This window comes from Collinsella sp. LCP19S3_D5 (genome assembly GCF_052121415.1).
Lineage (GTDB): Bacteria > Actinomycetota > Coriobacteriia > Coriobacteriales > Coriobacteriaceae > Collinsella.
Genome location: NZ_JBQKEH010000003.1, coordinates 40,613 through 64,422, shown reverse-complemented (window position 1 = coordinate 64,422; position 23,810 = coordinate 40,613). Strand labels below are relative to the sequence as shown.

Here is a 23,810-nt window from a genome sequence, read left to right as displayed (position 1 = left end):
GCACGCTGGCAGCTGGCCTTTGGGGACGGAAGGGCCACGGCATATTTTGTGGCAGGTATGGGGGCCAAGGCTGTCCCTTTTGCACCATGTTGGTGCAAAGTAACCTGGCCCCCTTGCACCAGCTATTTACCGGCAGCGCGCAGGGCTACGTAGGCAGAACCGATGATGCCGGCGTCGTTTCCGAGCGAGGCAACCTTAATGGGCGTCTCGCGCGAGGCGGAAAGCGCGTAGCGCTGGAAGTACTCGCGAACCTTATCGAGGTAGACATCGGCCGAGGCGGAGGCGCCGCCGCCGATCAGGAACATCTCGGGATCGACCACGTTGGCAATAAGCGCCAGGGCGCGGCCGAGATAGTCGGCCATGGTATCGGCCGCGGCCAGCGCGAGCTTATCACCCTCGCGGCAGGCTTGGAACACGTCCTTGGAATCGGAGGGGCCGGTGAGCTCGATGGGCTCGACGCCCGCCTTCTTGCACTCGGCAAGATAGTTGCTCACCACGCCGGTGGCGCTGGAATACTGCTCCAGATGGCCATGACCGCCGCAGCCGCAAGTGCGCTCCTCAGCCGGATTCAGGCACATATGGCCAATCTCGCCGCCGGCGCCCACAACACCCGACACCACATCGCCGTTGACGATAACGCCGCCGCCCACGCCGGTACCGATGGTGACCATCACCACATTCTGCACGTCCTTGGCAGAACCGAGCCAAGCCTCGCCCATGGCAGCGGCGTTGGCATCGTTCTCGTACTTAACGACCGCATCGGGGCAGTGCTCCTGAATGGCGATCTTCAACTCGGGCAGGTTAATGGCAATGTTGGCCTTGACCTTGGCATCGCCCGCTGCCGGAATGGGGCACGGAACAGCAAGGCCAATGCCCGCCACAAAGGCGCGCGGAATCTGTGCCTTGGCGACCACCTGGTCGATAGCCTCGGTCACCGCGGCAAAGCCCGCAGCGTCAACGATGGGAGGCGTGGGCACGCTGACCTTCGCAAGCAGGTTGCCATCCCCGTCGAACAGGCCCTCCTTAACCGAAGTGCCGCCGACGTCGATGCCGATGTAGTACTGCTTAGGTTCCATAGGGGCCCGCCTTTCTCGTTTAAACATTGTCTGTATGGTACCGCTCCCAAGGCAAAAACCTACCAAAAAGGGACAGGTTTGTTTTGGTAGGTTTTATCTGAGGAAATGCAGAATACAGGATTCGATTCGCTGGGTGCTAAATCGGTTCGGCCCCGTCCTCGGACCGATTAGATTTCTCAACACGACATTATTCGAATGTATATTTATTTAGAGCGCTTTTATTTTTAGCGCAAAGCGACTTTTAGTAATATATCTATCGAACTTTTCAATGACTCAATAGGGATACTTAGGTGTTGAATATACTTTCTTTTATACTCAATCAAGTCGGAAAGGAGGTTTCATGATTCCCAAATACGAGGCGATAGCTGCAGATATTCGTCGAAGTATTGAGGATGGCGCTCTTAAACCAGGCGACAAGCTTCCCACCGTCGTTGAGTTCTGCGAGCTCTATAGCGTTTCCAAAATCACCGTCAAACGAGCTATCGAGCAAATCACCGAGGAAGGTCTTGTTACCAGCCGTCGTGGATCGGGTACCTACGTTAAGGACACGGCGGGGCTTCCCGGCCAAGCGTTTTTCCAGGGCAAAAACGACCGTGCCCAGGGCTTTTCGTATGAGCACCGCGGGGAGAAGGTGACCTCGGTGGTCTACGATTTCTCGATTGTTAATCCACCAGCGGACATCGCAGCCCAGCTGGGAATTGCCGAGGATGACTTTGCCTATCACATCGTGCGCGTGCGTCAGGCCGATGAGAAGCCCATCGTTATCGAGTACACCTATATGCCACTCGAGCTGATTCCGGGCCTTAAAAAGAAGGACCTGTACGGATCGGTCTACGGCTTTATCCGCGAGCAATGTGGGCTGAAGATCTCGAGCTTCCACCGTACCATTCGCGCCGTGGCAGCAACCGAGGAAGAGGCTGAGCGCCTGGACACCAAACCTGGCTCTCCCCTGCTCGAGCTCAACCAGATTGGCTTTTTGGACAGCGGCGCGGCCTTTGAGTATTCGGTCTCGCGCAACGTTGGCGACCGCTTTGAGTTGCACAACGTAACGTTGGCATAGGTTTTTGTAGTCATGCGGGCGCTCGTTTTGAGCTGTTTGTGCAACGCCCGCGCAACACAATGGGGTATGAATATGTCCGATTTGATTAAACTGACGCCGATCTTCCACGAGAAGATCTGGGGCGGCCGTCAACTCGAAACCGTATTTGGCTACGACATTCCCGATGGACCCATCGGTGAGTGTTGGGCCATCTCGGCCCACCCCAACGGTGACTGCCAGATTGCGGAAGGCCCGTATGCAGGCCACACGCTGTCGTGGCTGTGGGCCGAGCACCGCGAGCTCTTTGGCAGGTGCGAGGGCAAGGAGTTCCCGCTGCTCGTTAAGATTCTGGACGCCAAGGACGACCTTTCGATCCAGATTCATCCCAACGACGAGTACGCTGCCAAGCACGAGAACGGCAGCCTGGGCAAAACCGAGTGCTGGTATGTGCTGGACTGCGAGCCCGGCGCCACGATCATCGTCGGCCAGCGCGCGCATGACCGCGCCGAGGCCGCACAGATGATCGAGGGGGGCCGTTGGGACGACATGCTCAACGTACTGCCGATCCACAAGGGCGACTTTTTCCAGATTGATTCCGGTACCGTGCATGCCATCAAGACCGGCACGCTCATTTTGGAGACGCAGCAGTCAAGCGACGTGACATATCGCCTGTACGACTACGACCGTCCCGGCACCGACGGCAAGCTGCGTCCGCTGCACATTGAGCAGAGCCTCGACTGCATCGACTTTGATGCTCAGGCTCCGACCGACGGCACGGTGGCCGCGCCCGAGGTGAACGGCGTAACCGAGCTCGAGTCTAACTCCTGCTACACCGTCGATCGCGTGCGCGTCGACGGCAGCAAGACCTTGGAGCAGCGCTGGCCCTTCATGTGCCTGTCAGTCATCGACGGCAAAGGCACCGTCTGCGGCGACCCCGTCCACAAGGGAAGTCACCTGCTGGCACCCAGCACCGTCAGCTCCATTGATCTCGAAGGCCAGATGGAACTGATTATCAGCCACCTCTAGGTCGCGCCAACAACCAAAACGCAACAAGGGGCTCTCCCGACCATGTACGGAAGAGCCCCTACTCGTATCTATCTATCAGCCCACCCGGTTCTCCAGATCAAAAAGCGAACGAGCAGAGCGAGGTTCGAAAGCTGCAGGCTAAAACGCCACAAGGAAGAGGGCGCGCCGGGGGCTTTGGTCGATCGCGAGTTCCGCACGAGCCGGAGAGCACTTAATGTGCTCTCCGTGCGAGCAGGACTGTCCGAGCAGGCGACCAAAGCCCCCGGCGCGCCCGGCCAACCTCGCAGTTAGGCATTCAGCTTAACGATTGGAGCAAAGCCCTTCATAAGCTTTTTGGTCTGGCCGGTCTTTTCGAATTGGACCTCGATCATGTCTCCAGCGACCGAGATCACGGTACCCGTGCCAAAGGTCTTATGACTCACGGTATCGCCCGCGGCAAAGTCCTGCGACGCGCTGGCGCGATCGACCTTGCGCTCCACTGTCGGGGACACCTTGGACGACGGCTTTTTGGCTCGCGGTGCGCCCGAGCCAAAGGTCGAGGCAACGCGACCGGCGTCGGGCGAGACCCCACGATGGCGCTCGGTCCCGTAGCTGCTGCCGCCAAAGAAATCGTCGAAGCTCGATCCGCCACGCGAACCGGAACCGCCGGTCGAGCGCGTATGCGAACCAAACACCTTGCCGCCATACATATCCGAACCCATGCCCGAGCCAAAGGTGCCGCGACGGTCGCCGCGCTTCTCCCAGCCCGTGCCCTCAAAACCGGCAGAACCGATACCGCTAAACTCGATATCCTCAAACGGAATCTCGTTGAGAAAGCGCGAACGCGGGTTGGCGGAGGTCGAACCGTAGGTGCGACGCGTGGCCGCATAGGTCAAGAACAGGCGCTTGCGGGCACGCGTGATGGCGACGTAGGCCAGGCGACGCTCCTCCTCGAGCTTGCCCGGATCATCGCTGCCGCCAAAGTCGTGCACGTGCGGAAAGATACCCTCCTCCATGCCGGCCACGAACACCGCCGGAAACTCCAGGCCCTTGGCGGAGTGGATGGTCATCATGGTAATGGCATGCGTCTCGCCGGCCAGGGAATCCAAGTCGGAGCGCAGGGCCAGCCACTCCATGAGTGCCGGCAGCGCCTTACAGGTGAGCGGACCGTAGGTACGCTCGATCTCGCCGGCATGCACGGCAGCCGCCGGCAGCTCCGTCGGCGCGGCATACGCGTTGCCTGCGATGGCGGCGGCCAGGGCATCCTGCGGAGACAGCGCCGGAGCGGCCAAGCCATCGAGCGGATTGGAGCCCGCGGCGTCACGGGCGCCGACGAGTGCCTCAAACGAGGATGCCGGGACAGATGGCCCCGGTTCGGGCGCAGACACGCTCACCATGACGGGCTCGGGCTCGGCGCCGGCAGGCACGTCGGCAACACCGGCTGCGCGCAGCTCTTCTAGGCTCTCGAGCGTACCCTCGATATCCTCGTGCGTCTCCTCAAATTCGGCGGCAACGCCCAGAAATTCCTGGATGTTCTCGGCGCGGCTCTCAGATTCCATGGTGCCCTCGGCGCGAAACGCCTGCAGCAGGCCCGTCTTATCGACAATCATCTCGACAACGTCCTTGAGCTCGCCGTCCATGCGGCGGCCATCGCGCACCAGCGAGACAAAGCTCGACAGGCCGTTGCGCACCTTGGCGCTAAACATGCCGGTTTCGGCGCACGCGATCTCGCAAGCCTGGAAGAACGAGCAACGGTTGTCGCGTGCCAGCTGCTCGATCTTTTGGATTGAGGTGGAGCCAATGCCGCGGCGCGGTGTGTTGATGACGCGCTTGACGCTCATCTCGTCGGCCGGGTTCACGATCATCTTGAGGTAGGCCATGACGTCGCGAATCTCGGCACGGTCGAAGAATCGAGTGCCGCCTACGATCTTGTAGGGCACGCCCGCGCGCAGGAACATATCTTCGAGAATACGCGACTGGGCGTTGGTGCGATAAAACACGGCGATGTCGTCGTAGCTCGTGCCTTTGGCATGCAGTTTCTCGATCTCGCCGGCAATCCAGCGGCCCTCGTCGCGCTCGTCGCTCGCCTGGAAGGCCTGAATCTTCTCGCCATCGCCCTCGGCCGTAAACAGGCGCTTGTCCTTGCGCTGCGAGTTGTGGCGCACCACGGCGTTGGCGGCGTTTAGGATATGGCCCGTAGAGCGGTAGTTCTGCTCGAGCTTAACGGTCTTGCAGTTTTTAAAGTCCTGCTCAAAGTCCAAGATGTTGGTGATGTCGGCGCCACGCCAGCTGTAAATGGACTGGTCATCGTCGCCCACAACCATGAGGTTTTGGTACTTGGCGGCCAGAAGGTTGGCGATTTCGTACTGGACGTGGTTGGTGTCCTGATACTCGTCGACGCTAATGTAGCGGAAGCGCTCCTGGTACTTGTCGAGCACCTCGGGGCGGGTGCGCAGCAGTTCGAGTGTGCGAACGAGCAAATCGTCGAAGTCCATCGCGTTGGCGGCGCGCAGGCGGCGCTCCAGCTCCAGGTAAACCTGCGCGGCCTTTTTGTCGTTGGGGCTATCGGCGGATTTGAGCATGTCCTCGGGACCGATCATGGCGTTTTTGGCCGAACTGATCTTGCTGCGAATCATGTTGATGGGGAACTGCTTTTGCTCGATGCCGAGCGCCTGCATAATGTCACGCACCATGCGCTTTGAGTCATCGTCATCGTAGATGGTGAACTGACCGGTGTAACCCAGCAGGTCGGCGTCCTCGCGCAGCATGCGCACGCACATGGCGTGGAAGGTGCACACCCACATGCCGCGGGTACCGCTGGGAATGAGCGCCGTCAGACGCTCGCGCATCTCGGCCGCGGCTTTGTTGGTAAACGTGATGGCAAGAACCTGCCAAGGCTTAACACCCAGGTCGCCGAGCATATGCGCGATGCGGAAGGTCAGGACGCGAGTCTTGCCCGAGCCTGCGCCGGCGAGGACCAGCAACGGGCCCTCGGTGGTCAGGACGGCCTCGCGCTGGGCAGGATTAAGGCTGTCGATGTCGACGAGCGGCTTGACGGGCTTGGGTGCCGGCGCGGGAGCGTCGTAGATGTCGAGCGGAACGAGCTCGGGCTCCGGCGCAGCGGGGGCGGTGTATGCATCGAGCGGCACGGGTTCCGGCGCGGGCGGCATGGGTACCGCGGCGTTCTTTTCCCAGGGCAAGGGCTGGGTCATGGGCGACTCCTCATCTGACGGACGGCGCGCCTGCGGGCGACGCCATAGTTTGAGCCGTACCAGTATACCGAGCCGCGCGGACACCGATGCAAATCACACCACGACTCCGTGCGCCGCGCTCTGGCCGCCGCGCAGCGTCAACCAAGTTACAGGCCGAGCATAGGCTCCAGAACAAAGAAGTACGCGAGCACCACGATGCCCAGAATAATGCGGTAGACACCAAAGCACTTAAAGTCGTGACGGCGAACGAAGCCCATGAGCCACTTGATGGCAATAAGCGAAACCACAAAGGCCACGACGCAGCCCACGCCCAGAATGGCAATCTCGTTGGTGCCAAACGTACCGCCCTTAACGAAGTACTTGACCAGCTTGAGCGCGCTCGCGCCAAACATAACGGGAATGGCCAGGAAAAACGTGAACTTGGACGCCACCGAGCGCGTGCAGCCCAGCAGCAGGCCGCCGATGATGGTGGAGCCGGAACGTGATGTGCCCGGAATCAGCGAAAGCACCTGGAAGCAACCGATACCCAATGCGGTCTTCCAGCTCAGGTCCTCGAGCGTGGCGATGGATCCAAAATCCAAATCCTCGTCATTGTCATTGTCTTCGGCAATATCCGCCGCAGGCGCCGCGAAGTGTGCACCGGCGGGACGCCCGCCCGCCACCACAGCACGCGAACCAAACGAATCGGCAAGAGCGGCGTTCTCGCGCTTACTCGCACGCCAGTTCTCAATCACGATAAACAACACGCCGTACACGATGAGCGCCAGCGCCACGACGGGAGCGTTATAGAAATGCTCCTCCATCCAGTCGTTGAGCGGCAGACCGATCGCCGCGGCGGGAATACAGCCAAGCACAATCTTGCCCCACAGCACCCAGGTGTCGCGACGACCCTCCTTGCCCTTGCTGGGCGAGAGCGGATTTAAGTCGTAGAAGAACAGAACGCAAACGGCCAAAATGGCGCCAAGCTGAATCACGACCAGGAACATATTCCAGAATGTCTCGCTCACATTCATCTTGACGAACTCGTCCACCAAGATCATGTGGCCCGTCGACGAAACGGGCAGCCATTCGGTGATGCCCTCGACCAGGCCCATGAAGGCAGATTTTAGAAGCTCGATGATATCCAAAGGGACCCCCTCGTTTGTCACCCGCCGATAGTTGTTCTGCGGACGGTTGCGGGCGATGTCCCATTATCAACCGTTCGGCCGCGGCCGCGCCCACCCTTACCAAAAATCTCGCCCGTTCACAGAATTGCGAGCGGTCAAACCGAAATCCTTGGGTATAACTGCAACAAGCTAAAGTGTCCGGCGGCCAACACGTCGTCCGATGCACGAGCCCCGCGCCCGTGCGATAGACCAAGGAGGAAACCATGAACGAGGGCTATACCAAGGTATTTGTTTCACTCGACGGTACTGAGCAGCAGGATTTTGTGCTCACACGCGCTATCAAGGTCGCCGCAAACAATGGCGCCAAGCTGATCATCGGTCACGTCATCGATTCCACGGCGCTCGAGAGCGCCGGTTCCTATCCGGTCGACCTGGTCAACGGCCTGGAGGAGGCCTTTAAGAACTCCATCGCCAAGCAGCTCGAAGAGGCCAAGGCTAATCCCAACATTCCCGAGGTCGAAGTCATGATTCGCGCCGGCCGTATTCGCGAGACGCTCAAGGACGAGATGCTCGACGTGGTCAAGCCCGATCTGGTGCTCTGCGGCGCTCGTGGCCTTTCCTCGATCAAGTATGCGCTCCTGGGTTCGATTTCGACATTCCTGCTGCGCAACACCGACTGCGACATTCTGGTCGTGAAGTAGGTTCCTTCCCGCCGGCGCAAGGCCTGCGGGGTTATCACGCCGACGTCCTCGCCGCTTCGCGGCTGCGGGATGTCGGCTTAGATAGCCCCTCCCGGCCTTGCGCCTTCGTCACCGTACTTCAGCGAGTTAGCTGAATAGAGAGATGGCGTGCCGCCCTGGGTGGGCGGCACGTTTTGTTTGGGTGATTTTTTAGAGCCTCATAGCCATGTTCACGCTCGGGAACATGGCCATCCGCACCACAAGACGGCCCGACTACTCGAAGTATTGAAACTTGTTGGTCGAGAAAGCGAATGTTACGACAAAGCCTTCGCCGGAGTCGGATGCCGCGGTGACGTCGATGCCCATCTTGGAACACAGGCGCGCCACCAGGTAGAGGCCGATGCCCGTTGCGCGCTTGGTGGTGCGGCCGTTATCGCCGGTAAAGCCCTTCTCGAACACGCGCGGCAGGTCAGCCGCGCTCACGCCGCAGCCGTTGTCCGCGACGGTAAGCTCGATGCGCTCGCTTGCCAGGCCCTCGTCCAGCAACGCACCCGAAAACACAATCTTCGCGCCGTCCTCACGTGCATATTTAATGCTGTTCTGAATGAGCTGGCCCAGAATAAACTCGAGCCATTTCTCGTCGGTGAACACCTCAAAGTCGAGGTTCTCGCACACCGGAGCCACGTGCGCCGCAATGAGCTCGCGCGCGTTGGCTTTAATCGCGCCCGTCACCAAGCTCTTGAGACCCCAGCGGCGAATTAGGTAGTCGCGCTCTACGACTTCCGAGCGCGCATAGTACAGCGCCTGATCGATATAGCGCTCCACGCGAGCCAGCTCGCGACCCAGGTCATCCACGCGCGACAGGTCGTCTTCGCTGCCGTCCAGGTTTTCCAAAATCAGATGAGCCGCCGCCAGGGGCAGCTTGGCCTCGTGGACCCAGCTCTCGATATAGTCGCGGTAGTCATCGGTCTGGCGCCGACCTTCCGCCACCTCGTCGCAAGCGGCTTTGCCCACCCGGCGCAAGACCTCATATTCGAGCTCGCCCTCGGCATAGGTCGGGCATTGCACCATCTCCTGCACCCATGCGGGGCTCCCCAGCTCCTCTGCCGCGCGCTCCAGCTGGCACAGAAAACGACGACGGCGCACGTACTCGATCACGATGCCCAGCATGCCAAAGATAAAGGACACACCGACCGCCACGACCACGATGGATGCCGGGGCGCCGGCGACCGTCAGTACAAAACAGCTCAGCAGCACGCCGCAGGTCCACACGGCAACGGGAAGCAGTGCATCTTTAAAGAACTTGGCAAACGACATAACCGGCCCCTAGACCGAATAGCCTTGGCCGCGATGCGTCGTCAAATACCCCTTGATGCCGATTTTTTCGAGCGTGGTGCGCAGGCGGTTGATATTGACGGTGAGCGTATTGTCGTCCACGAAGGCGTCGGAGTCCCACAGGTCCTGCATGATAGCCGAGCGCGAGACGATCTTGCCCGCGCGGCCCAAGAGCAGCGAGAGGATACGCAGCTCGTTTTTGGTGAGCTCGGTACTGTCGCCGGTTGCCGTATTGGTGACCATGGAGCGGGCGAGGTCGAGCTCCAGCCCCTTGTGGACGAGCGTGCTGCGATCGCCCGCCGCCGCGGTGCGGCGCAGCAACGCATTGATGTGCGCCACGAGCACACGGGCGCTGTAAGGCTTGGGAACAAAGTCGTCCGCGCCAAGCGTCATGGCCATGACCTCGTCGATCTCGGTCGTGCGCGACGTGAGGACGATGATAGGAACCTCGGATTCGCGGCGAACCTCGTGGCAGATATGTTGGCCGTCCTTGACGGGAAGCGTGAGGTCGAGCAACACCAGGTCGGGCGCGGCGGCAAGGATATCGCGCGAGACATGCTCAAACGATTCGCAGGCCTCGATTTCAAACCCGGCGCGGGCAAGGATGTCGACAAGCTCACGACGAATGCGCTCGTCGTCCTCAACGACATAGATCAGCGCCATGGATTCCGCTCCCCTCTTGGTTGTCTTGCCCCATTATGACCGCGGAGCCGCAGGTGCGTGCCTCGCGAGGCACCAAGGTGACAGAACTGTTCGCGAACGAAAGCGTTTGGCTCGCCCCTCGCTCGCAACGGGAGCGAGGATCAAATGATTATTAAATCCCCGTCCCAGGAAAATCATTTAGCGGTGGGCACGGAGCTTTTCGTAGCCTTCGGCAAAGAAGGCAACCGTAGCGGCGTCGGACTCGACGGCGTCCGTCTCGGCGGCAGGGACCACGCCGTGCTCGTCACTCACCAGGAACAGCGCGCCCTTGAGCTGCGCGGGAATGTCCACGCGCGTGACCGGGATGCCCTTGGTCTGGGCCAGCTGCTCGATAAGCGTCGCCGTGCCACACAGGCACTCGTCCGCCGGTGCCACAAAGACCAGCTCGCCGTTGTTGACGGCGGCGAGCAGCTCGGGCGCCACGCCGGTTTCGTCGGCCTCGGAGCGGGCTTCGGCGGAGCGGGCACGCAGCGCCTTGGCCGAAGTATCGGCCAGCGGCTCGTACTCCCCTACCGTCATGGCGGCATTGCCGTTAACGTCGATCACCAGCATGAGCACGCCGTCGCGCGCGGTGTAATCGCCCTCGGCAAGCGACCACTCAACGTGCTGCTTGGCCCAGCTGAGCATGTTATGGGTGAGCGGCTCGCCCTGCACCAGGCGCTCGGACAGCGCACGAATGTGACGGTTGAGCATGGGCACCTTTTTGTTGGACATGCGCCAACGGCAGACAAGCGCGGGCTTGTCGAGCGTAAACTTCTCGACCGCCTCCTGATTGGCGCAAAAGTCCTCGTACGCACGCTGGTCCTCGGCATTGCCAAACAGCTCGGCATCATCCACAACGGCCATATCCAACCTTTCTCAAAAACATACACCGCACCGTTATACCCAAAAAAGCCGCCTGCACCAACCGGCACAGGCGGCAATAGATAGCTTTAGTTCGGGGCGAGCCAATACCGCTGGTGGAGCATAAGCCAGCGAGCCGGACCCAAGTGCCTCAGGTCGCCGCGAAAGAGGAGCGACGCGTACTTCTGTACGCGAGCGACGGTTTGAGCGGCGAGATGAGGTGCTTGGGGCCGGCACAGCGTCGAGCAGTTACGCGGTTTGGTAAAACCGCGTAACGATCATTAGTGGCGGAAGTGGCGGGCGCCCGTGAAGACCATTGCGATGCCATGCTCGTTGCAGGCCTGGATGCTCTCGTCGTCGCGCTTGGAGCCGCCGGGCTGGATGATGCAGGTCACGCCGTGCTCAGCAAGCACGTCGACGTTGTCACGGAACGGGAAGAACGCGTCGCTTGCGCAGGCAAAGCCGCCCTTCTCCACGCCCTCGCGCTCGCAGAAGTCCTCGGCGCGCTCGCAGGCAAGCAGTGCGGAGTCAACACGGTTGGGCTGGCCCGGGCCCATGCCAATGCCGGCCTTACCCTTGGAGACCAGGATGGCGTTGGACTTGACGCCCTTGCAGACCTTCCAGGCAAACTCAAGCTCGGCCATCTCGGCATCGGTGGGCTTGCGGTCGGTGGGGAACGTAAAGGTCGCGGGATCCTCGATCACGTGGTCGATCTCCTGCACCAGCATGCCGCCGTCGATGGAGCGCAGCTCCACCTCGGCGCCGTGGTCCACGCCGCCGGTAGCCAGCACGCGCAGGTTGGGGCGCTTGGCCATGCGCTCGAGCGCCTCGGCGGTGTAGCTCGGGGCGATGATGACCTCGACGAACTGCTTGTTCTGATCGGCAAAGTGCTCAACCAGCTCAAAGGGAACCTCGCGGTTGCAGGCGATGATGCCGCCGAAAGCGCTCTTGGGATCGCAGGCAAAGGCGCGGTCGTAGGCAGCCGTGATGTCCTCGGCAACGGCGGAGCCGCAGGGGTTCTGATGCTTGAGGATCACGCAGGCAGGCTCGTCGAACTCGCGAACCAGGTTCCAAGCGGCATCGGCGTCCAAATAGTTGTTGTAGCTGAGCGGCTTGCCCTGAATCTGCTCGGAGCCCACGAGCGGGAACTGCGAGCTCGCGGAGTTCTCGCAGCCATCGGCAAAGCGGTAGACCGTAGCCTTCTGCTGAGGATTCTCGCCATAGCGCAGGTCGTCGACCTTCTCCAGCGAGACCTCGAGTTTGGCAGAGGTGTCCGCCACGTCGCTTGCCTGGGCAGCAAGCCAACGGGAGATAGCCGTGTCGTAGGCGGCGGTGGTCTGGTAGACCTTCACCTGCAGGCGACGACGGGTGGAAAGCGTGGTGCAGCCACCGGTCTCGCGCATCTCGGCCAGGACGGCATCATAGTCGGCCGGGTCGGAGATGACGGTAACGCTCGCGGCGTTCTTGGCGGCAGAGCGAAGCATGGAGGGGCCACCGATATCGATGTGCTCGATGGCATCCGCGAAGGTGACCTCGGGGTTGGCGACGGTCTTCTCGAACTCGTACAGGTTGACGACGACCAGGTCGATCAGCTTAATGCCGTGCTGAGCTGCCTCCTGCATGTGCTGCTCGGAATCGCGGCGAGCCAGCAGCGCGCCGTGAACCTTGGGGTGCAGCGTCTTGACGCGGCCGTCCATCATCTCGGGATAGCCCGTGAACTCCTCGATGGGGGTTACGGGAACGCCCGCGTCCTCGATGGCACGAGCCGTGCCGCCCGTAGAGATGATCTCGACGCCAAAGTCGTCAACCAGCGTCCGTGCGAAATCGACGACGCCCGTCTTATCGGTAACCGAGATCAACGCGCGTGCGATCTTCACATCAGATCCCATGCAGTCCTCCTGTCTGGTACGCCGCCGTGCTCTGTGAGTCGGTGATACGTCGATCTGCAGCGCTCGCGCAGCGGCATTGAAAATACTGATTCAATGTAGCGCATCGAGCGCATCGATGCACCCCGTAACGGGCGCATGTGCAGAAAAAGCTTGCGAGCGGGGGTTGCAGGAGCGCCACTGGGCACGGTGAGTTGATGGAACACAGGGGCACCATAATTAGATGCCAATGGCATGGTAGAACTGTGCTCGATATGCATCCGCAATAGAAAGAGGCACTATGGTCTCGCGGGTTCTCTACCGACCGTTTGATACCGAAGACTTCGACGCCATCGCGCTGATCTTGCAGCAGCTTTGGCATAACAATTCGGATAACGAAGAGTACAACCGCCTTGAGGCCGCGTGCGATCTTGCCTATTGCCTTTCTTCCTCGACGTTTTCGCAGGTCGCCGTAATCGACGGCCAGGCGCGCGGCATTGCACTCGCACGTGCGGGGCAAAGCAGCGGCGCCACCGTTAAGGAGCATTGGATGGATACCGAACGCGCATTGCTGTCGCAGATGCGTGAGCTGGAGCCCGATGCCTGTGCCGAGTATCTCTCGTTTGTGCGCGCCACCATTCGGACCAACAACCGCCTGCTCGAGAGCAGCCCGCTGCCGCATGACAACGAGGTCACGTTGCTTGCCGTGGATCGCGATGTCCACGGCCTGGGCGTTGGCTCGGTTCTGCTCGATGCCGCGGTCTCGCACCTGTCCTCGCGCGGAGCGTCGAGAGCGCACCTGTATACCGACTCCAACTGCTCGTGGAAGTTCTACGAGCTGCACGGCTTTAAGCGCACGGCCACGCACCGCGCCAACCGCGAAGAGCGCCGCCACGACATGCCGCGCGAAAGCTTCCTCTACGAACTCGACCTAACAGCCTAAAACCGGCAGTTAGGGACGTCCCCTTTGTGCCGGCGCCCCGGGACACTCCTTGGCAGCAACCACACCTAGTCGTTGGGGACGTTCTTAAATGACTAGTCGCCGGGGACAGTCTTGAACAAAAGAGTCGCCGAAGCCCTCGCTGGCATCACCCTATAGAGGAGTCTGCAAATAGCGGTGGCAAAAGTAAAAGATCGGCGCATTTTGGCGCATAAAAAGGGGATGGGCTTTCCCCGACGGCTGCCGAGAAAAGCCCATCCCATAATTTAGGACCGCTAGAACGTTCCGCCGCCGCCTCCGCCGACGCCGCCGCCCCCGCCGCCCGAGAAGCCACCACCGCCGCCGCCGCTCGAGCTATCGGAACTCGAAGCCAGCTCACGGATGCTCTCGTGATACACGCCATCGAACGAATCGAGCGGAGACTGGTTTCCGTAGTGATGGTAGTACCACCAGTAGCAGGGGTAATTGTCGTAGAAGCCGTCGGCCTCGCGCACCTCGGGCGGCACGGCCTCGGCAAGCTGACGCAGAACTTCCTTGGAAACGCCCAGCGCCGCACCCATCACCAGAAGTTTATTCCACAGCACCAGATCGCCGGGGACGGCTTCCTTTAGACGCGTGAAGTCCTCGAGCCAATGCTTGAGCGCCTTGCAGCGAGCCGCCACCTCGGCGCCCTCCGGCGTAAGGCGGCGGAACGTAAGGCCCACGCCAATACCCACCAGCACAATCGGCACCGAGATAACCGCGGCGACAATGTTCACCTGTGCGCCGTCGGTAAAGAAGATGGATCCCACGGGAACAAAGGCGATCAGAGTACCAAGAACCAGGCAAAACACCATTGCGACAATGCCGTCCGAGGCAACGTACTCGCTATCGGCCAGTTTGCCCTTAACGGTGCTCTGATAGTCCTTGAGCTTGTCGCCCACGGGCGTAGCGTGCTGCTTAACATAGTGTTGCAGCTCGTCAAACGTGCGCGAGCGATCGCCGTTCTCGTCGGGCTTAGCACCGGCAAAGAAGACCTTGAGCACCATGCGGTCAATGCCCTTGGCCGACTTCCAGCCCGCATCGCTCACCGTCACACGATACGTCTGCTCCTCTTTTTCGCGACGGAGCAGGCCCTTCTTGCCCTTGGTCGCGATTGCCTCCTCTAACTTGATCACGCGATCGTCGGTGAGCTTCATGAGTGTGGCGATATATGCCTGATCGGGCACCTCGTTCCAGCTCATGAGGGCCGAAAGCACGGCGGGATGGTCGGCCGAAGGCACATCGCGGAAGTATTCGTCCTGGAACAGCGGCTTGGGCTTGCGTTTGCGCAGCTTGAGCACAACGATTGTGCCGGTAAAGGCCACCGCCGCGACAACGCTAACCACGGCAAGTGCATTGGCGATCATGCGGGCGTGAGCGCGGCGGGCGTTGGCCTCCTCGACCCACGCCTTCTCCTCGCTCAGAATTGTCGACATGCGTTCCTTGCCCGAGGCGGCGAGCTGCGGCACCCAATCGCTGGGGAAGGCGATGCGCGCCTCGGCGAATTCGCCCTGATGCACGCAGGGTATGGTATAGGTGACCATGGGTTCATCCGCGTCGAGCGACACGTCGCCCGTGAGCGGACCGTGGCCCCACGCACGGAAGTTATCGCCCTTGACGGCCGCCGTTCCGGCAGCGGCATTTGCGAAGTAAACTTCCATCTCGACGTCATCGGAGTCCGCAGACCAGCCGTCGCCCACAAACTTCCAGTAGAGCTCGGCGGTATCGGACCAGTTCATAACCGCACCGGTCATGGTGTAGCTCACGTAATAGATCGCGCTGTCGCCGCTCTCGTGGGGGCTGAAAACCTTGATCTTTACGCCGCCGTCGGACTGCTCAACCGTATAGACGCCGTTGTCGCCTTTGTTTGCATAGTCAACCCTGCTAAACGCGGCATCATCTTCCTCGACGCTCAGCACATCGACACCCGCCGTACCACCCTGCTGGTTGGTGCCCGTATTGATATCCCAATACACGCCGTTGATGTCGTCGTCGAAATCAAACTGGCGTCCCTCGACAACGGTCAGCGACCCATCGGCTTCAACCGTGGCACCGATATAGGTTTGGGTCATGGAATACCCGTCGGCACGTGCAACGGCGGGCAACAGCAGCAGCACGCACGCGACGAGTGCGCAAATGGAAGCAAATCGCGCAAACGGGCAGCGCTGCCGACAAGCATTGGCAACGGGGGCGTTCATAGGCACATCCTTTGTCTGTAAAACCAACAGCGCCATTGTCCCACGTTTGCGGGTACACATGACGAACATCTAGGCGACCGGAGCGCCAAACGGGATGAAAGACATGCCTGCCGCCAGCAGCTAGTCATTGGGGACGTTCTTAAATGACTAGTCATGAGGGACACCCTTGGCATGGCCCGCGCCAGCAATAGATACCACTTCACAGCTCCGTCACAGGTGTAGCAGCTTTGTGTGGGCGCGGCACGCGCTGATTGAGCCGCCAGCCGAGGGGCATAAAGCAGTTAAGCGAAACCGGTTTGCCCCTTTGCCGTTCGCTCGAGGATCATGTCCCCCTTTTCCGCGGAAACCCCGGCAGTTGCGAAGAGCTGCCGGGGTTTCTGTTGTCTAAGGTACTGAGTTGATCGACAGGAATTAAAGCACCGAGCCTGCGGCCCACCATACGCAATGCGGGGCCTCGACAACTTGCGGACCGCAGTGACGCCTCCCCATCGCGCCCCGCGCTATACTCGTCCGCATGGATATCAACGCACGCAACATAGCAACGCCCGCCGCGAACGCGCCAACAACGCCACCCGCCTCCGTTCCCGTACCTGTCGTGGGTCGCTTTGCCCCGTCGCCCTCGGGCCGCATGCACCTGGGCAACGTGTTCAGCTGCCTGTGCTCGTGGCTCTCGGCCCGCAGCCAGGGCGGCAGTATCGTGTTACGCATTGAGGACCTGGACGATCGCTGCAAGCGCCCGGAACTTGCCGCTCAATTGATTGACGACCTGGCCTGGCTAGGGCTTGAGTGGGACGAAGGCCCCTACTACCAGCACGATCGTCTGGACCTGTACGAGAGCGCCTTGCGCCGACTGAAAGACGCCGGCCTCACCTATCCCTGCTTTTGCACGCGTGCCGAACTCCACGCCGCGAGCGCGCCGCATGCCAGCGACGGCACGCCCATCTACCGCGGCGCCTGTCGAAACCTTTCTGTCGAAGAGATCGCCCGCCGCAGCGTTCTGCGCGCCCCGGCCACGCGTCTGCGCGTGCCTACCGTCGATGACCTCGCCGGCGACGTGATCGAATTCGTGGACCGTACGTACGGCGCCCAATGCGAGGCACTCGCCACCGAGTGCGGCGACTTTTTGGTGCGCCGCAGCGACGGCGTTTTTGCCTACCAGCTAGCCGTGGTGGTCGACGACGCTGCCATGGGCGTCACCGAGGTCGTGCGCGGATGCGACCTGCTGGGCTCCACGCCCCGCCAAATCTACCTGCAACATCTGCTGGGACTTCCCACGCCGCATTACGCGCACATTCCGCTGCTCATGTCGCCGGACGGCCGCCGCCTTTCCAAGCGCGACCGCGATCTGGACCTGGGCGAGCTACGCGCACGCTTTGGCACGCCCGAGGCACTGCTGGGATGGCTCGCCGGGCAAACGGGCATCGCGCCGGACACCACGTCGCGCTCTGCCGAGCAGTTGGTCGAGCACTTTAGCTGGAATGTCATCCGCGCGCACCGCGAGAACATCACCGTAACGGCCGAGTAGCCAAATACCTCGCCCCTACGCAACGTCCCAGGGCTGGAGTTCGTCGCCCAAGCGAACGATGCAGTCGTAGAGCACGGTATGGCGCTCGGCAGGGTTGGCATCCCGATGAAAATGCCCGTAGTACCAGCGCTTGTAGGCCAAGCAGTCTTCCAGCTCATCGAAAAATGCCGTAAGCCGATCAACGGCGGGGTAATTCCAGCCAGGCCCCGGATAGAGCGTGGGCGAAAGCATGCGCGTAGAGCAGGTGTGGGTGACCACGTAGTCAACCTTCCAGCCCACGCTGTCGAGCTTTGTCCGCGCCTCCTCAAAGCTGCGCTCGTCCGGCAGCTCCTGTGGCCACCAGCTGGAATAGGGAATGCGGTATTCCTTATCCACGCTCGTGGCGCCGCCCATGGTAAAGATCGTTGAGCCGTCGAGCTCAAAAACCTCGCCGCGCGTCAGGCGCCGTATGGGAGAGGTGTCCGACAGGCGTTGCGTTAGCCCACCGTGCCACAGCTCCATGGGACGCTCCGCCCAGTGATCGAAACGCTCGTGGTTGCCGTCGACGAACAGCACGGTATAGGGACGCGATTCCAGCCAAGCGATGTCGGCGCACTCCTCGGCAGAGAAATCCCACGGAAAGCCAAAGTCGCCCGCGACAATCAGATGGTCGTCGCTCGTCAGACTATCCCCAAGATCCCAGTCGCGCAGCTTTTGCATGTCGACGCCGCCGTGAATATCGCCCGTCACATAGACCGTCATCGGATTACCACTTCCCCGTAAGTAGATAGTCCACATTCTGCACGATCACTAAGCCAACCGTTCCAGCCCTTCCATCCCTTAGGGCTTACCCCTCGCTCTTCCATCCAAACGGATCAAGCACCCAAAAAATCAGATCGAGCACGCCGCCGGTCATCATAGCGCCGGCAAGGGCCATGCAAACGCGCAGAGAGCTGGCACTTCGGAGCGCGTCGAACGGCCCCAGAACAGCCAGCAGCGCGACCGCTGCGCCGACCACGCACAGCGCGAGGCACGGCCCCACGTCCTTAACGCACTTCTTTGCGAGATGCTTGGTGTTGTCACTCATTGCTATCGAGCTCCTTAGAGGGCCGTTGTTTGGGCACATGCCGCCGCGGCAGAGCAGGGCGGCAGGGTAAGTGTCACATGCCGTGCGGACATCAATGGAGAAACCGCCCGCTCGACCAACCCTTAACGCCGTTTTGCACCGGCACCCCATCCCCCGCTATCGAGGTCTAATACTTTTCCGCGAAGTGAACGTCTGTTTTTGGACCCCTGAAGCATCCACATTTTTCGTCGGCAAAATCGCAGGATTTCAGCATCGAAACCGCAGGAAACGGCACCTCTAAAGTGTCGATGCTTCGGGGGTCCGTTTTAGCTCGTTCACTTCTCGGGAAAAGTATTAGACCTCGCTGCTAGCTACCCAGAAGGGCACCTCTTCCTTCCCCACACCACCCAAAAACTCATCCAACATTAATCTTGGCTCAAGAATCGCTTAATCTATAACCTGCACTATAAAGTTCGACCAAGGGCGGGGCGGCGCCGCGCAACGCAGACCGCCGAACGCAACGCTCGCGCCCGGGCAGATCGCCCGACGTCGCGCCCATCGAACGAAAGGACAGGTCATGGACGACCTCGAAAAAGTTGAAACCATCCGCACCAAGTGCAACGTGAGCTACACCGATGCCAAGGCCGCGCTCGACGCCGCCGACGGCAACGTTTTGGACGCCATCATTTGGCTCGAATCGCAAGGCAAGACCCAGACCACATCGGCGCACGCCGCCACCGAATCCGAGCCGGTCGATGAACCCTCGGCCGAGATGGTCGCCGCGCAGGCAGCCTACGAGAAGTCGAGCGAAAAGACTGACTTTTCCAAGAAGATGGACAGCGTGTGGGAGTACCTCAAAAAGCTCTTCCGCCTGAGCTTGGACACCAAGTTTATCGCCACGCGCCGCGACGCCATCATCCTCAACATTCCCATTCTGATCCCCATCGTCGCCCTGTTTGCCTGGGGCGCCACGATATGGCTCATGCTGATTGGCCTGTTCTTTGGCATGCGCTACCGCATCGATAGCGACGGCGACGTGCCCGGCAGCATCAACAACCTTATGAATCACGCCGCCGACGCCGCGGACGACATCAAGCAAAACCTGAACGACGACAAGTAATCGCAGACGGGGACACGCATGACACAGATCCTGATCGTAGAGGACGAGGAGAAAATCGCCCGCTTTGTGACGCTCGAGCTGGAGCACGAGGGCTACCAGGTGGAGCACGCCGCCGACGGCCGCACCGCCGTGGACCTGGCGCTGGAGCGCGACTACGATCTGATTCTGCTCGATGTGCTGTTGCCGCAGCTCAACGGCATGGAGGTCTTGCGGCGTGTCCGCAAGCACAAGGATGTGCCGGTGATTATGGTCACCGCACGCGATGCCGTGATGGACAAGGTGGCCGGGCTCGATGCCGGCGCCGACGATTACCTGACCAAGCCGTTTGCGATTGAGGAGCTGTTCGCACGGATTCGCGTGGCGCTGAAGCGCGCGGAGGCCGTGCGGGCGGCTTCGGGCGTTGACGGCGCCGGCGCTGGGGCGGGCATGGCGGGCGGCGCGGGCGGCGACGCCGCTGCGGTGCCCCCGGTCAGTGAGTCGACCAAGGCTACCGTCGCGCCCTCCCCCGCCGCGCTCACCGTGGGCTCGGTCGTGCTCGACCCCGACCGCCGCGAAGTCACGGTCGGCGGCTCGCCCATCGCGCTCACGGCCCGCGAGTTCGACGTTCTCGCCCTGCTTATGACACATGCCGAAACCGTGCTCACACGCGAGCGCATCGCGCACGAGGCGCTGGGCTACGAATACGTGGGCGACACCAACAACGTCGACGTGCACATCGCGCACCTGCGTGCCAAGATCGAGGACGCCGGCGGCGCCCGCATCATCCAGACCGTGCGCGGGGTGGGCTATGTCTGCCGTACGTAACGCCGAGGCCAAGCGTGTCACCTCCATCGCCCGCGCCATCAACTGGAGCTATATATGGCGCCGCCTGATGAGCTACGTCTGGCTCGATCTGCTGCTGATGGTGATTGCGGCGGCGATCCTCGTCTATGGATACAACCAGACGCTGCCCGAAGGCGCGTTTACCGCAGGATGGATCCCCAGCGCCGCCGTTCACGGCATGTCGCTGAAGCCCGCGCGCGACTGGGACCTGACAACGCTCGCCTATACTGTCGAGCTTGCGCGTACCACCAAGACCTTCCCCCTCGCGCAGGACCTCGTCGCGCTATGGCCTCTCTACTTTGTCGTTGTGGGTTGGCAGGTCATCAGCGTGCTCAACATGCTCGGCGGCGCAAGGCACGTGCGTCGCACCATGGCACCGCTCAACAACTTGGCCCTGCGCGTGGACGAACTCGGCCGCATGCAACTCTCCGGCGGCAAGATGGAAACACTGGAGCAGGCCATCGAGCGCGCGAGTGTCGACTCGCCAAGCGTCACCACCGGCGACGCCGACCTGGCAAGCATCGAGGTCGCGCTCAACCGGCTGCTGCGCCAGATGCAAGAGGCCAAGCTGCAGCAGATGCGCTTTGTCAACGATGCAAGCCACGAGCTGCGCACGCCCATCGCGGTGATTCAGGGCTACGTAAACATGCTCGACCGCTGGGGCAAAGACGACCCGGACGTGCTGGCGGAATCCATCGCGTCCCTCAAGGCCGAAAGCGAGCATATGCAGGAGCTCGTGGAGCAGCTGCTGTTTTTGGCACGCGGCGATGCCGGGCGCACGGTCCTGCGGCGTGCGCATACCAACCTGGCCGCACTGGTCGGCGAGGTGTGCGAGGAATCGCAGATGATCGACGCCGCGCACACGTATCGGCTGGCTTTTGACGCTGCATTTGCCAACGATCCGCGCTGCGACGCACCTGTCGACGTGGCGCTTGTGAAGCAGGCTCTGCGCGTGATCGTGCAGAACGCCGCCAAGTATTCGAACGCGGGAACGACCGTCACGTTTGCCATAACTCCCGATACGGGCACGGGCGCGATCGACATAAGTGTTGAGGACGAGGGTATCGGTATGAACCAGGAGTCTGCAGCTCACGCGTTTGAACGGTTCTACCGCGCCGACAACGCACGCGATGCCGGCGCGCAGGGCTCGGGCCTGGGGCTTGCCATTGCTAAGTGGATTGTCGATAGCCATGGCGGCGCCATTGGCGTGACCTCGGTCGAGGGCGTCGGCAGCCGCTTTACGATTCGCCTGCCACGGTAGGAAGCCCCCCTCGTGAATCGAGGTCTAATATTTTTCCGGAGAAGTGAACGAGCGTATTTGGACCCCTGAAGCATCCACATTTTTCGACGGGAAAGTCGCAGGATTCCAGCATCAAAACCGCAGGAAACGGTACCCTCAAAGTGTCGATGCTTCGGGGGTCCAATTCTGCTCGTTCACTTCTCGGGAAAAGTATTAGACCCCGATTTCATGTCCCCTCAAAAGGTCGACCCCTCGGCATAAAAAAGGGATAGGGCCATGCGGCCCTATCCCTTTTTTTCGTTATAGCAGCTTGCGCGCTACTCGCGACACAGGTGCACGGCGAAGCCGGCGAACTCGCGCTTAAAGTACACAAGCTTGGTGCCGCCGTCGGGCAGCAGCACGCGCGACTCCTCGTTGACCTCGAGCCCGTGCTCGGCAAACCACTTCTCGGCAGCATCGATGTCGTTGACGGCAAAGCCGATGTGGCCCTTGGCGCCACGACCGTTTTGCTTCATGATCTCGACCAGCGAGTCGTTAAAGTACGAAATCGGGGTCTCGCTGACGGGCAGGCCCATCATCGTCGAGAACAGCTCCGCGATCTCCAGGGCGTCTGCCGGGTCGGTGGCGTTAATGCCCACATGGGCAACGCGCATGCCAAAGAGCTCGACCGGGTTGGCGTTCTGCTCGTTCATACAGGCAGCGTCTACTGAGCCATGACGTCGAGAACGGCCTTCTCGGCAGCGACGCGGTTCATGCCGGTCATAAAGGGCACGCCGCTCACGTACGGGCAGGTGAGGCCCTCGGGGGCAACGGTGGTGGCGATCAGCAGGTCGGCGCCCTCGTCGCAAGCGTCCTTGGCCTCGGAAATGGCGCACTGCACGATCTCATACTTGCCGGCGTAACCGTTGGCGTCGAGCATGGTGGCGACCTTCTGGGCAACGAGCGTGGAAGTAGCAGCGCCAGCACCGCAAGCCAAAACGATCTTCTTCATAGGTAATGTCTCCCTTCATGGTTTACTTTAGGTAAGTGTACCGCAGCGAGCGATGGCGCTCGGCCTCGATGCACTTTTGTGCCAGTTTGCTTGCACGCTGCGTATAATACATCTAGTACGTTTTGTCATACCGCTTGTTTTACGAGCGACCGAGGAGCTCAATATGCCCGATTCCCGCACACTCTGGACCGTCGTCGTTGTCATCTGTATCGCCGTGTCGCTGCTCTTTAGCATCAAAAAACGCACCACGTTTAAACGCCTGCAGCGGCTCATGTCCGCCAAACAGTGGGACGAGTTCGATCGTTTGCTCGACGGCAAACTCACCAGCATGCTGTACCCGCGCTACAACCGCGACTACCTGCGCCTGAACTCCTATCTGCTGCGCGAGGACCACGAGCGCGCCGACGAGATGTTTGACCTGCTGCTGGGGCTCAACCTGCCCAAGATGCAGCGCGTCGATCTGGTGATCAAGGCCTTTAACTACTACGTTGGCCAGGAGGACCGCAAAAAGTCCAAGGAGCTGCTGCACGAGATCAAGGGCTTTGAGGGTGGCCAAGCCGAGGCAGTCGCGCACGAATGCCAGCTGATGTACGACACGATGATCCTCAAGCGCCACAACGACATTCCCGAGCTGGAGCGCATGCTCGAGGATGTCGGCAACGACCCGGTCAAGCGCTGCCGACTGGAGTACCTGCTGGCCCTGCAGTACCAAAACAAGGGCGACGAGGCAAAGTTCCAAGAGTTCCTCGAGAAGTCGGGCCAACACTCGATGGCCGTCAACGCGTAACGGACGGCTTGTGCTAGACTTCTAGTCTTACGGGGGCGTGGCGGAATTGGCATACGCAGGAGACTTAAAATCTCTCGCCGCAAGGATTGTGGGTTCGAGTCCCACCGCCCCTACCACGTATTGTTTACGAGCCCGTGTCCCTTTGGAATGCGGGCTCGTTTCTTTTGGACACCGTCAAGCCTCTAAGTTGCGGTGGAATAGTTCCTGTTTTGGCAGTTTATCAGCCCATTTAGGAACTATTTCACCGCAACTTATGAG

General features: G+C 60.9%; 21 protein-coding genes and 1 tRNA gene. 10 read left to right on the top strand and 12 right to left on the bottom strand.

All coding sequences use genetic code 11. The features are described from left to right. Window positions 1–122: 122 nt before the first annotated feature. Window positions 123–1,076 carry an ROK family protein gene (locus tag ACTQXO_RS02050; RefSeq protein WP_427728539.1) on the bottom strand — a complete coding sequence of 318 codons (954 nt, stop codon included), beginning with the start codon at window positions 1,074–1,076 and terminating at the stop codon, window positions 123–125. 340 nt (window positions 1,077–1,416) lie between these two features. On the opposite strand from ACTQXO_RS02050, the gene ACTQXO_RS02045 reads away from it, so the two are divergent. Further along, entirely contained in the window at window positions 1,417–2,136 is a 720-nt protein-coding gene (locus ACTQXO_RS02045) for a GntR family transcriptional regulator (protein WP_427748088.1), read from the top strand. Between the two features lie 72 nt (window positions 2,137–2,208). Further along, a complete protein-coding gene (locus ACTQXO_RS02040; RefSeq protein WP_441545393.1) occupies window positions 2,209–3,141 on the top strand; it encodes a type I phosphomannose isomerase catalytic subunit in 933 nt (310 codons plus the stop codon). Window positions 3,142–3,428: 287 nt separating this feature from the next. Here ACTQXO_RS02040 and ACTQXO_RS02035 read toward each other — a convergent pair whose 3' ends face one another. Together ACTQXO_RS02035 and ACTQXO_RS02030 are read right to left on the bottom strand one after the other, a co-directional pair. Next, window positions 3,429–6,332 (bottom strand): ATP-dependent helicase, encoded by a 2,904-nt coding sequence (locus tag ACTQXO_RS02035; protein WP_441545392.1) that lies wholly within the window; start codon window positions 6,330–6,332, stop codon window positions 3,429–3,431. Window positions 6,333–6,478: 146 nt separating this feature from the next. Beyond that, a complete protein-coding gene (locus tag ACTQXO_RS02030) occupies window positions 6,479–7,459 on the bottom strand; it encodes an undecaprenyl-diphosphate phosphatase (RefSeq protein WP_441040884.1) in 981 nt (326 codons plus the stop codon). A 242-nt stretch (window positions 7,460–7,701) separates the two neighbouring features. Between ACTQXO_RS02030 and ACTQXO_RS02025 the strand changes: the two genes are divergently transcribed. Beyond that, window positions 7,702–8,139 carry a universal stress protein gene (locus ACTQXO_RS02025; protein ID WP_154515052.1) on the top strand — a complete coding sequence of 146 codons (438 nt, stop codon included), beginning with the start codon at window positions 7,702–7,704 and terminating at the stop codon, window positions 8,137–8,139. A 252-nt stretch (window positions 8,140–8,391) separates the two neighbouring features. Here ACTQXO_RS02025 and ACTQXO_RS02020 read toward each other — a convergent pair whose 3' ends face one another. From ACTQXO_RS02020 to purH, 4 genes are all read right to left on the bottom strand, one after another. Beyond that, on the bottom strand, window positions 8,392–9,435 hold the full coding sequence (locus ACTQXO_RS02020; RefSeq protein WP_427728528.1) for a sensor histidine kinase: 1,044 nt from the start codon (window positions 9,433–9,435) through the stop codon (window positions 8,392–8,394). A 9-nt stretch (window positions 9,436–9,444) separates the two neighbouring features. Continuing rightward, a complete protein-coding gene (locus tag ACTQXO_RS02015; RefSeq protein WP_427728526.1) occupies window positions 9,445–10,116 on the bottom strand; it encodes a response regulator transcription factor in 672 nt (223 codons plus the stop codon). Between the two features lie 177 nt (window positions 10,117–10,293). Next, the gene (locus tag ACTQXO_RS02010) at window positions 10,294–11,001 is read right to left on the bottom strand and encodes a hypothetical protein (RefSeq protein ID WP_441016061.1); all 708 of its coding nucleotides are present in this window, start codon (window positions 10,999–11,001) and stop codon (window positions 10,294–10,296) included. A gap of 278 nt (window positions 11,002–11,279) precedes the next feature. Beyond that, window positions 11,280–12,887 carry a bifunctional phosphoribosylaminoimidazolecarboxamide formyltransferase/IMP cyclohydrolase gene (gene purH / locus ACTQXO_RS02005; RefSeq protein WP_441545391.1) on the bottom strand — a complete coding sequence of 536 codons (1,608 nt, stop codon included), beginning with the start codon at window positions 12,885–12,887 and terminating at the stop codon, window positions 11,280–11,282. A 277-nt stretch (window positions 12,888–13,164) separates the two neighbouring features. Here purH and ACTQXO_RS02000 point away from each other — a divergent pair, with 277 nt between their 5' ends. After that, complete coding sequence (locus ACTQXO_RS02000; RefSeq protein WP_427728515.1) at window positions 13,165–13,806, top strand: GNAT family N-acetyltransferase; 642 nt, start codon at window positions 13,165–13,167, stop codon at window positions 13,804–13,806. Between the two features lie 272 nt (window positions 13,807–14,078). On the opposite strand, the gene ACTQXO_RS01995 is transcribed toward ACTQXO_RS02000, so the two are convergent. Next, complete coding sequence (locus tag ACTQXO_RS01995; protein WP_441545390.1) at window positions 14,079–16,022, bottom strand: DUF2207 family protein; 1,944 nt, start codon at window positions 16,020–16,022, stop codon at window positions 14,079–14,081. 628 nt (window positions 16,023–16,650) lie between these two features. Here ACTQXO_RS01995 and gluQRS point away from each other — a divergent pair. Next, the gene (gene gluQRS / locus ACTQXO_RS01990; RefSeq protein WP_441545412.1) at window positions 16,651–17,547 is read left to right on the top strand and encodes a tRNA glutamyl-Q(34) synthetase GluQRS; all 897 of its coding nucleotides are present in this window, start codon (window positions 16,651–16,653) and stop codon (window positions 17,545–17,547) included. Window positions 17,548–17,562: 15 nt separating this feature from the next. On the opposite strand, the gene ACTQXO_RS01985 is transcribed toward gluQRS, so the two are convergent. Then, on the bottom strand, window positions 17,563–18,288 hold the full coding sequence (locus tag ACTQXO_RS01985; protein WP_441545389.1) for a metallophosphoesterase: 726 nt from the start codon (window positions 18,286–18,288) through the stop codon (window positions 17,563–17,565). Between the two features lie 85 nt (window positions 18,289–18,373). Then, the gene (locus tag ACTQXO_RS01980; RefSeq protein WP_427728509.1) at window positions 18,374–18,613 is read right to left on the bottom strand and encodes a hypothetical protein; all 240 of its coding nucleotides are present in this window, start codon (window positions 18,611–18,613) and stop codon (window positions 18,374–18,376) included. Window positions 18,614–19,169: 556 nt separating this feature from the next. Between ACTQXO_RS01980 and ACTQXO_RS01975 the strand changes: the two genes are divergently transcribed. From ACTQXO_RS01975 to ACTQXO_RS01965, 3 genes are read left to right on the top strand one after another with little or no spacing between them, the layout of a single operon-like run. Beyond that, entirely contained in the window at window positions 19,170–19,712 is a 543-nt protein-coding gene (locus tag ACTQXO_RS01975) for a hypothetical protein (protein WP_055252376.1), read from the top strand. An 18-nt stretch (window positions 19,713–19,730) separates the two neighbouring features. Then, window positions 19,731–20,516: a response regulator transcription factor gene (locus ACTQXO_RS01970; protein WP_441545388.1), complete on the top strand. Its 786-nt coding sequence runs from the start codon at window positions 19,731–19,733 to the stop codon at window positions 20,514–20,516. After that, window positions 20,500–21,795 carry a sensor histidine kinase gene (locus tag ACTQXO_RS01965; protein ID WP_441545387.1) on the top strand — a complete coding sequence of 432 codons (1,296 nt, stop codon included), beginning with the start codon at window positions 20,500–20,502 and terminating at the stop codon, window positions 21,793–21,795. Before ACTQXO_RS01970 ends, ACTQXO_RS01965 begins: the two co-directional genes overlap by 17 nt. Before the next feature lie 296 nt (window positions 21,796–22,091). On the opposite strand, the gene ACTQXO_RS01960 is transcribed toward ACTQXO_RS01965, so the two are convergent. Beyond that, entirely contained in the window at window positions 22,092–22,466 is a 375-nt protein-coding gene (locus tag ACTQXO_RS01960) for a VOC family protein (RefSeq protein WP_427718886.1), read from the bottom strand. A gap of 11 nt (window positions 22,467–22,477) precedes the next feature. Next, window positions 22,478–22,765, bottom strand: coding sequence for a PTS sugar transporter subunit IIB (locus ACTQXO_RS01955; protein WP_055252380.1), 288 nt, complete (start codon window positions 22,763–22,765; stop codon window positions 22,478–22,480). A 163-nt stretch (window positions 22,766–22,928) separates the two neighbouring features. Here ACTQXO_RS01955 and ACTQXO_RS01950 point away from each other — a divergent pair, with 163 nt between their 5' ends. Beyond that, window positions 22,929–23,552, top strand: coding sequence for a hypothetical protein (locus ACTQXO_RS01950; protein ID WP_441545386.1), 624 nt, complete (start codon window positions 22,929–22,931; stop codon window positions 23,550–23,552). Window positions 23,553–23,583: 31 nt separating this feature from the next. After that, window positions 23,584–23,668: transfer RNA gene (locus ACTQXO_RS01945), tRNA-Leu, on the top strand. Window positions 23,669–23,810 lie beyond the last annotated feature (142 nt).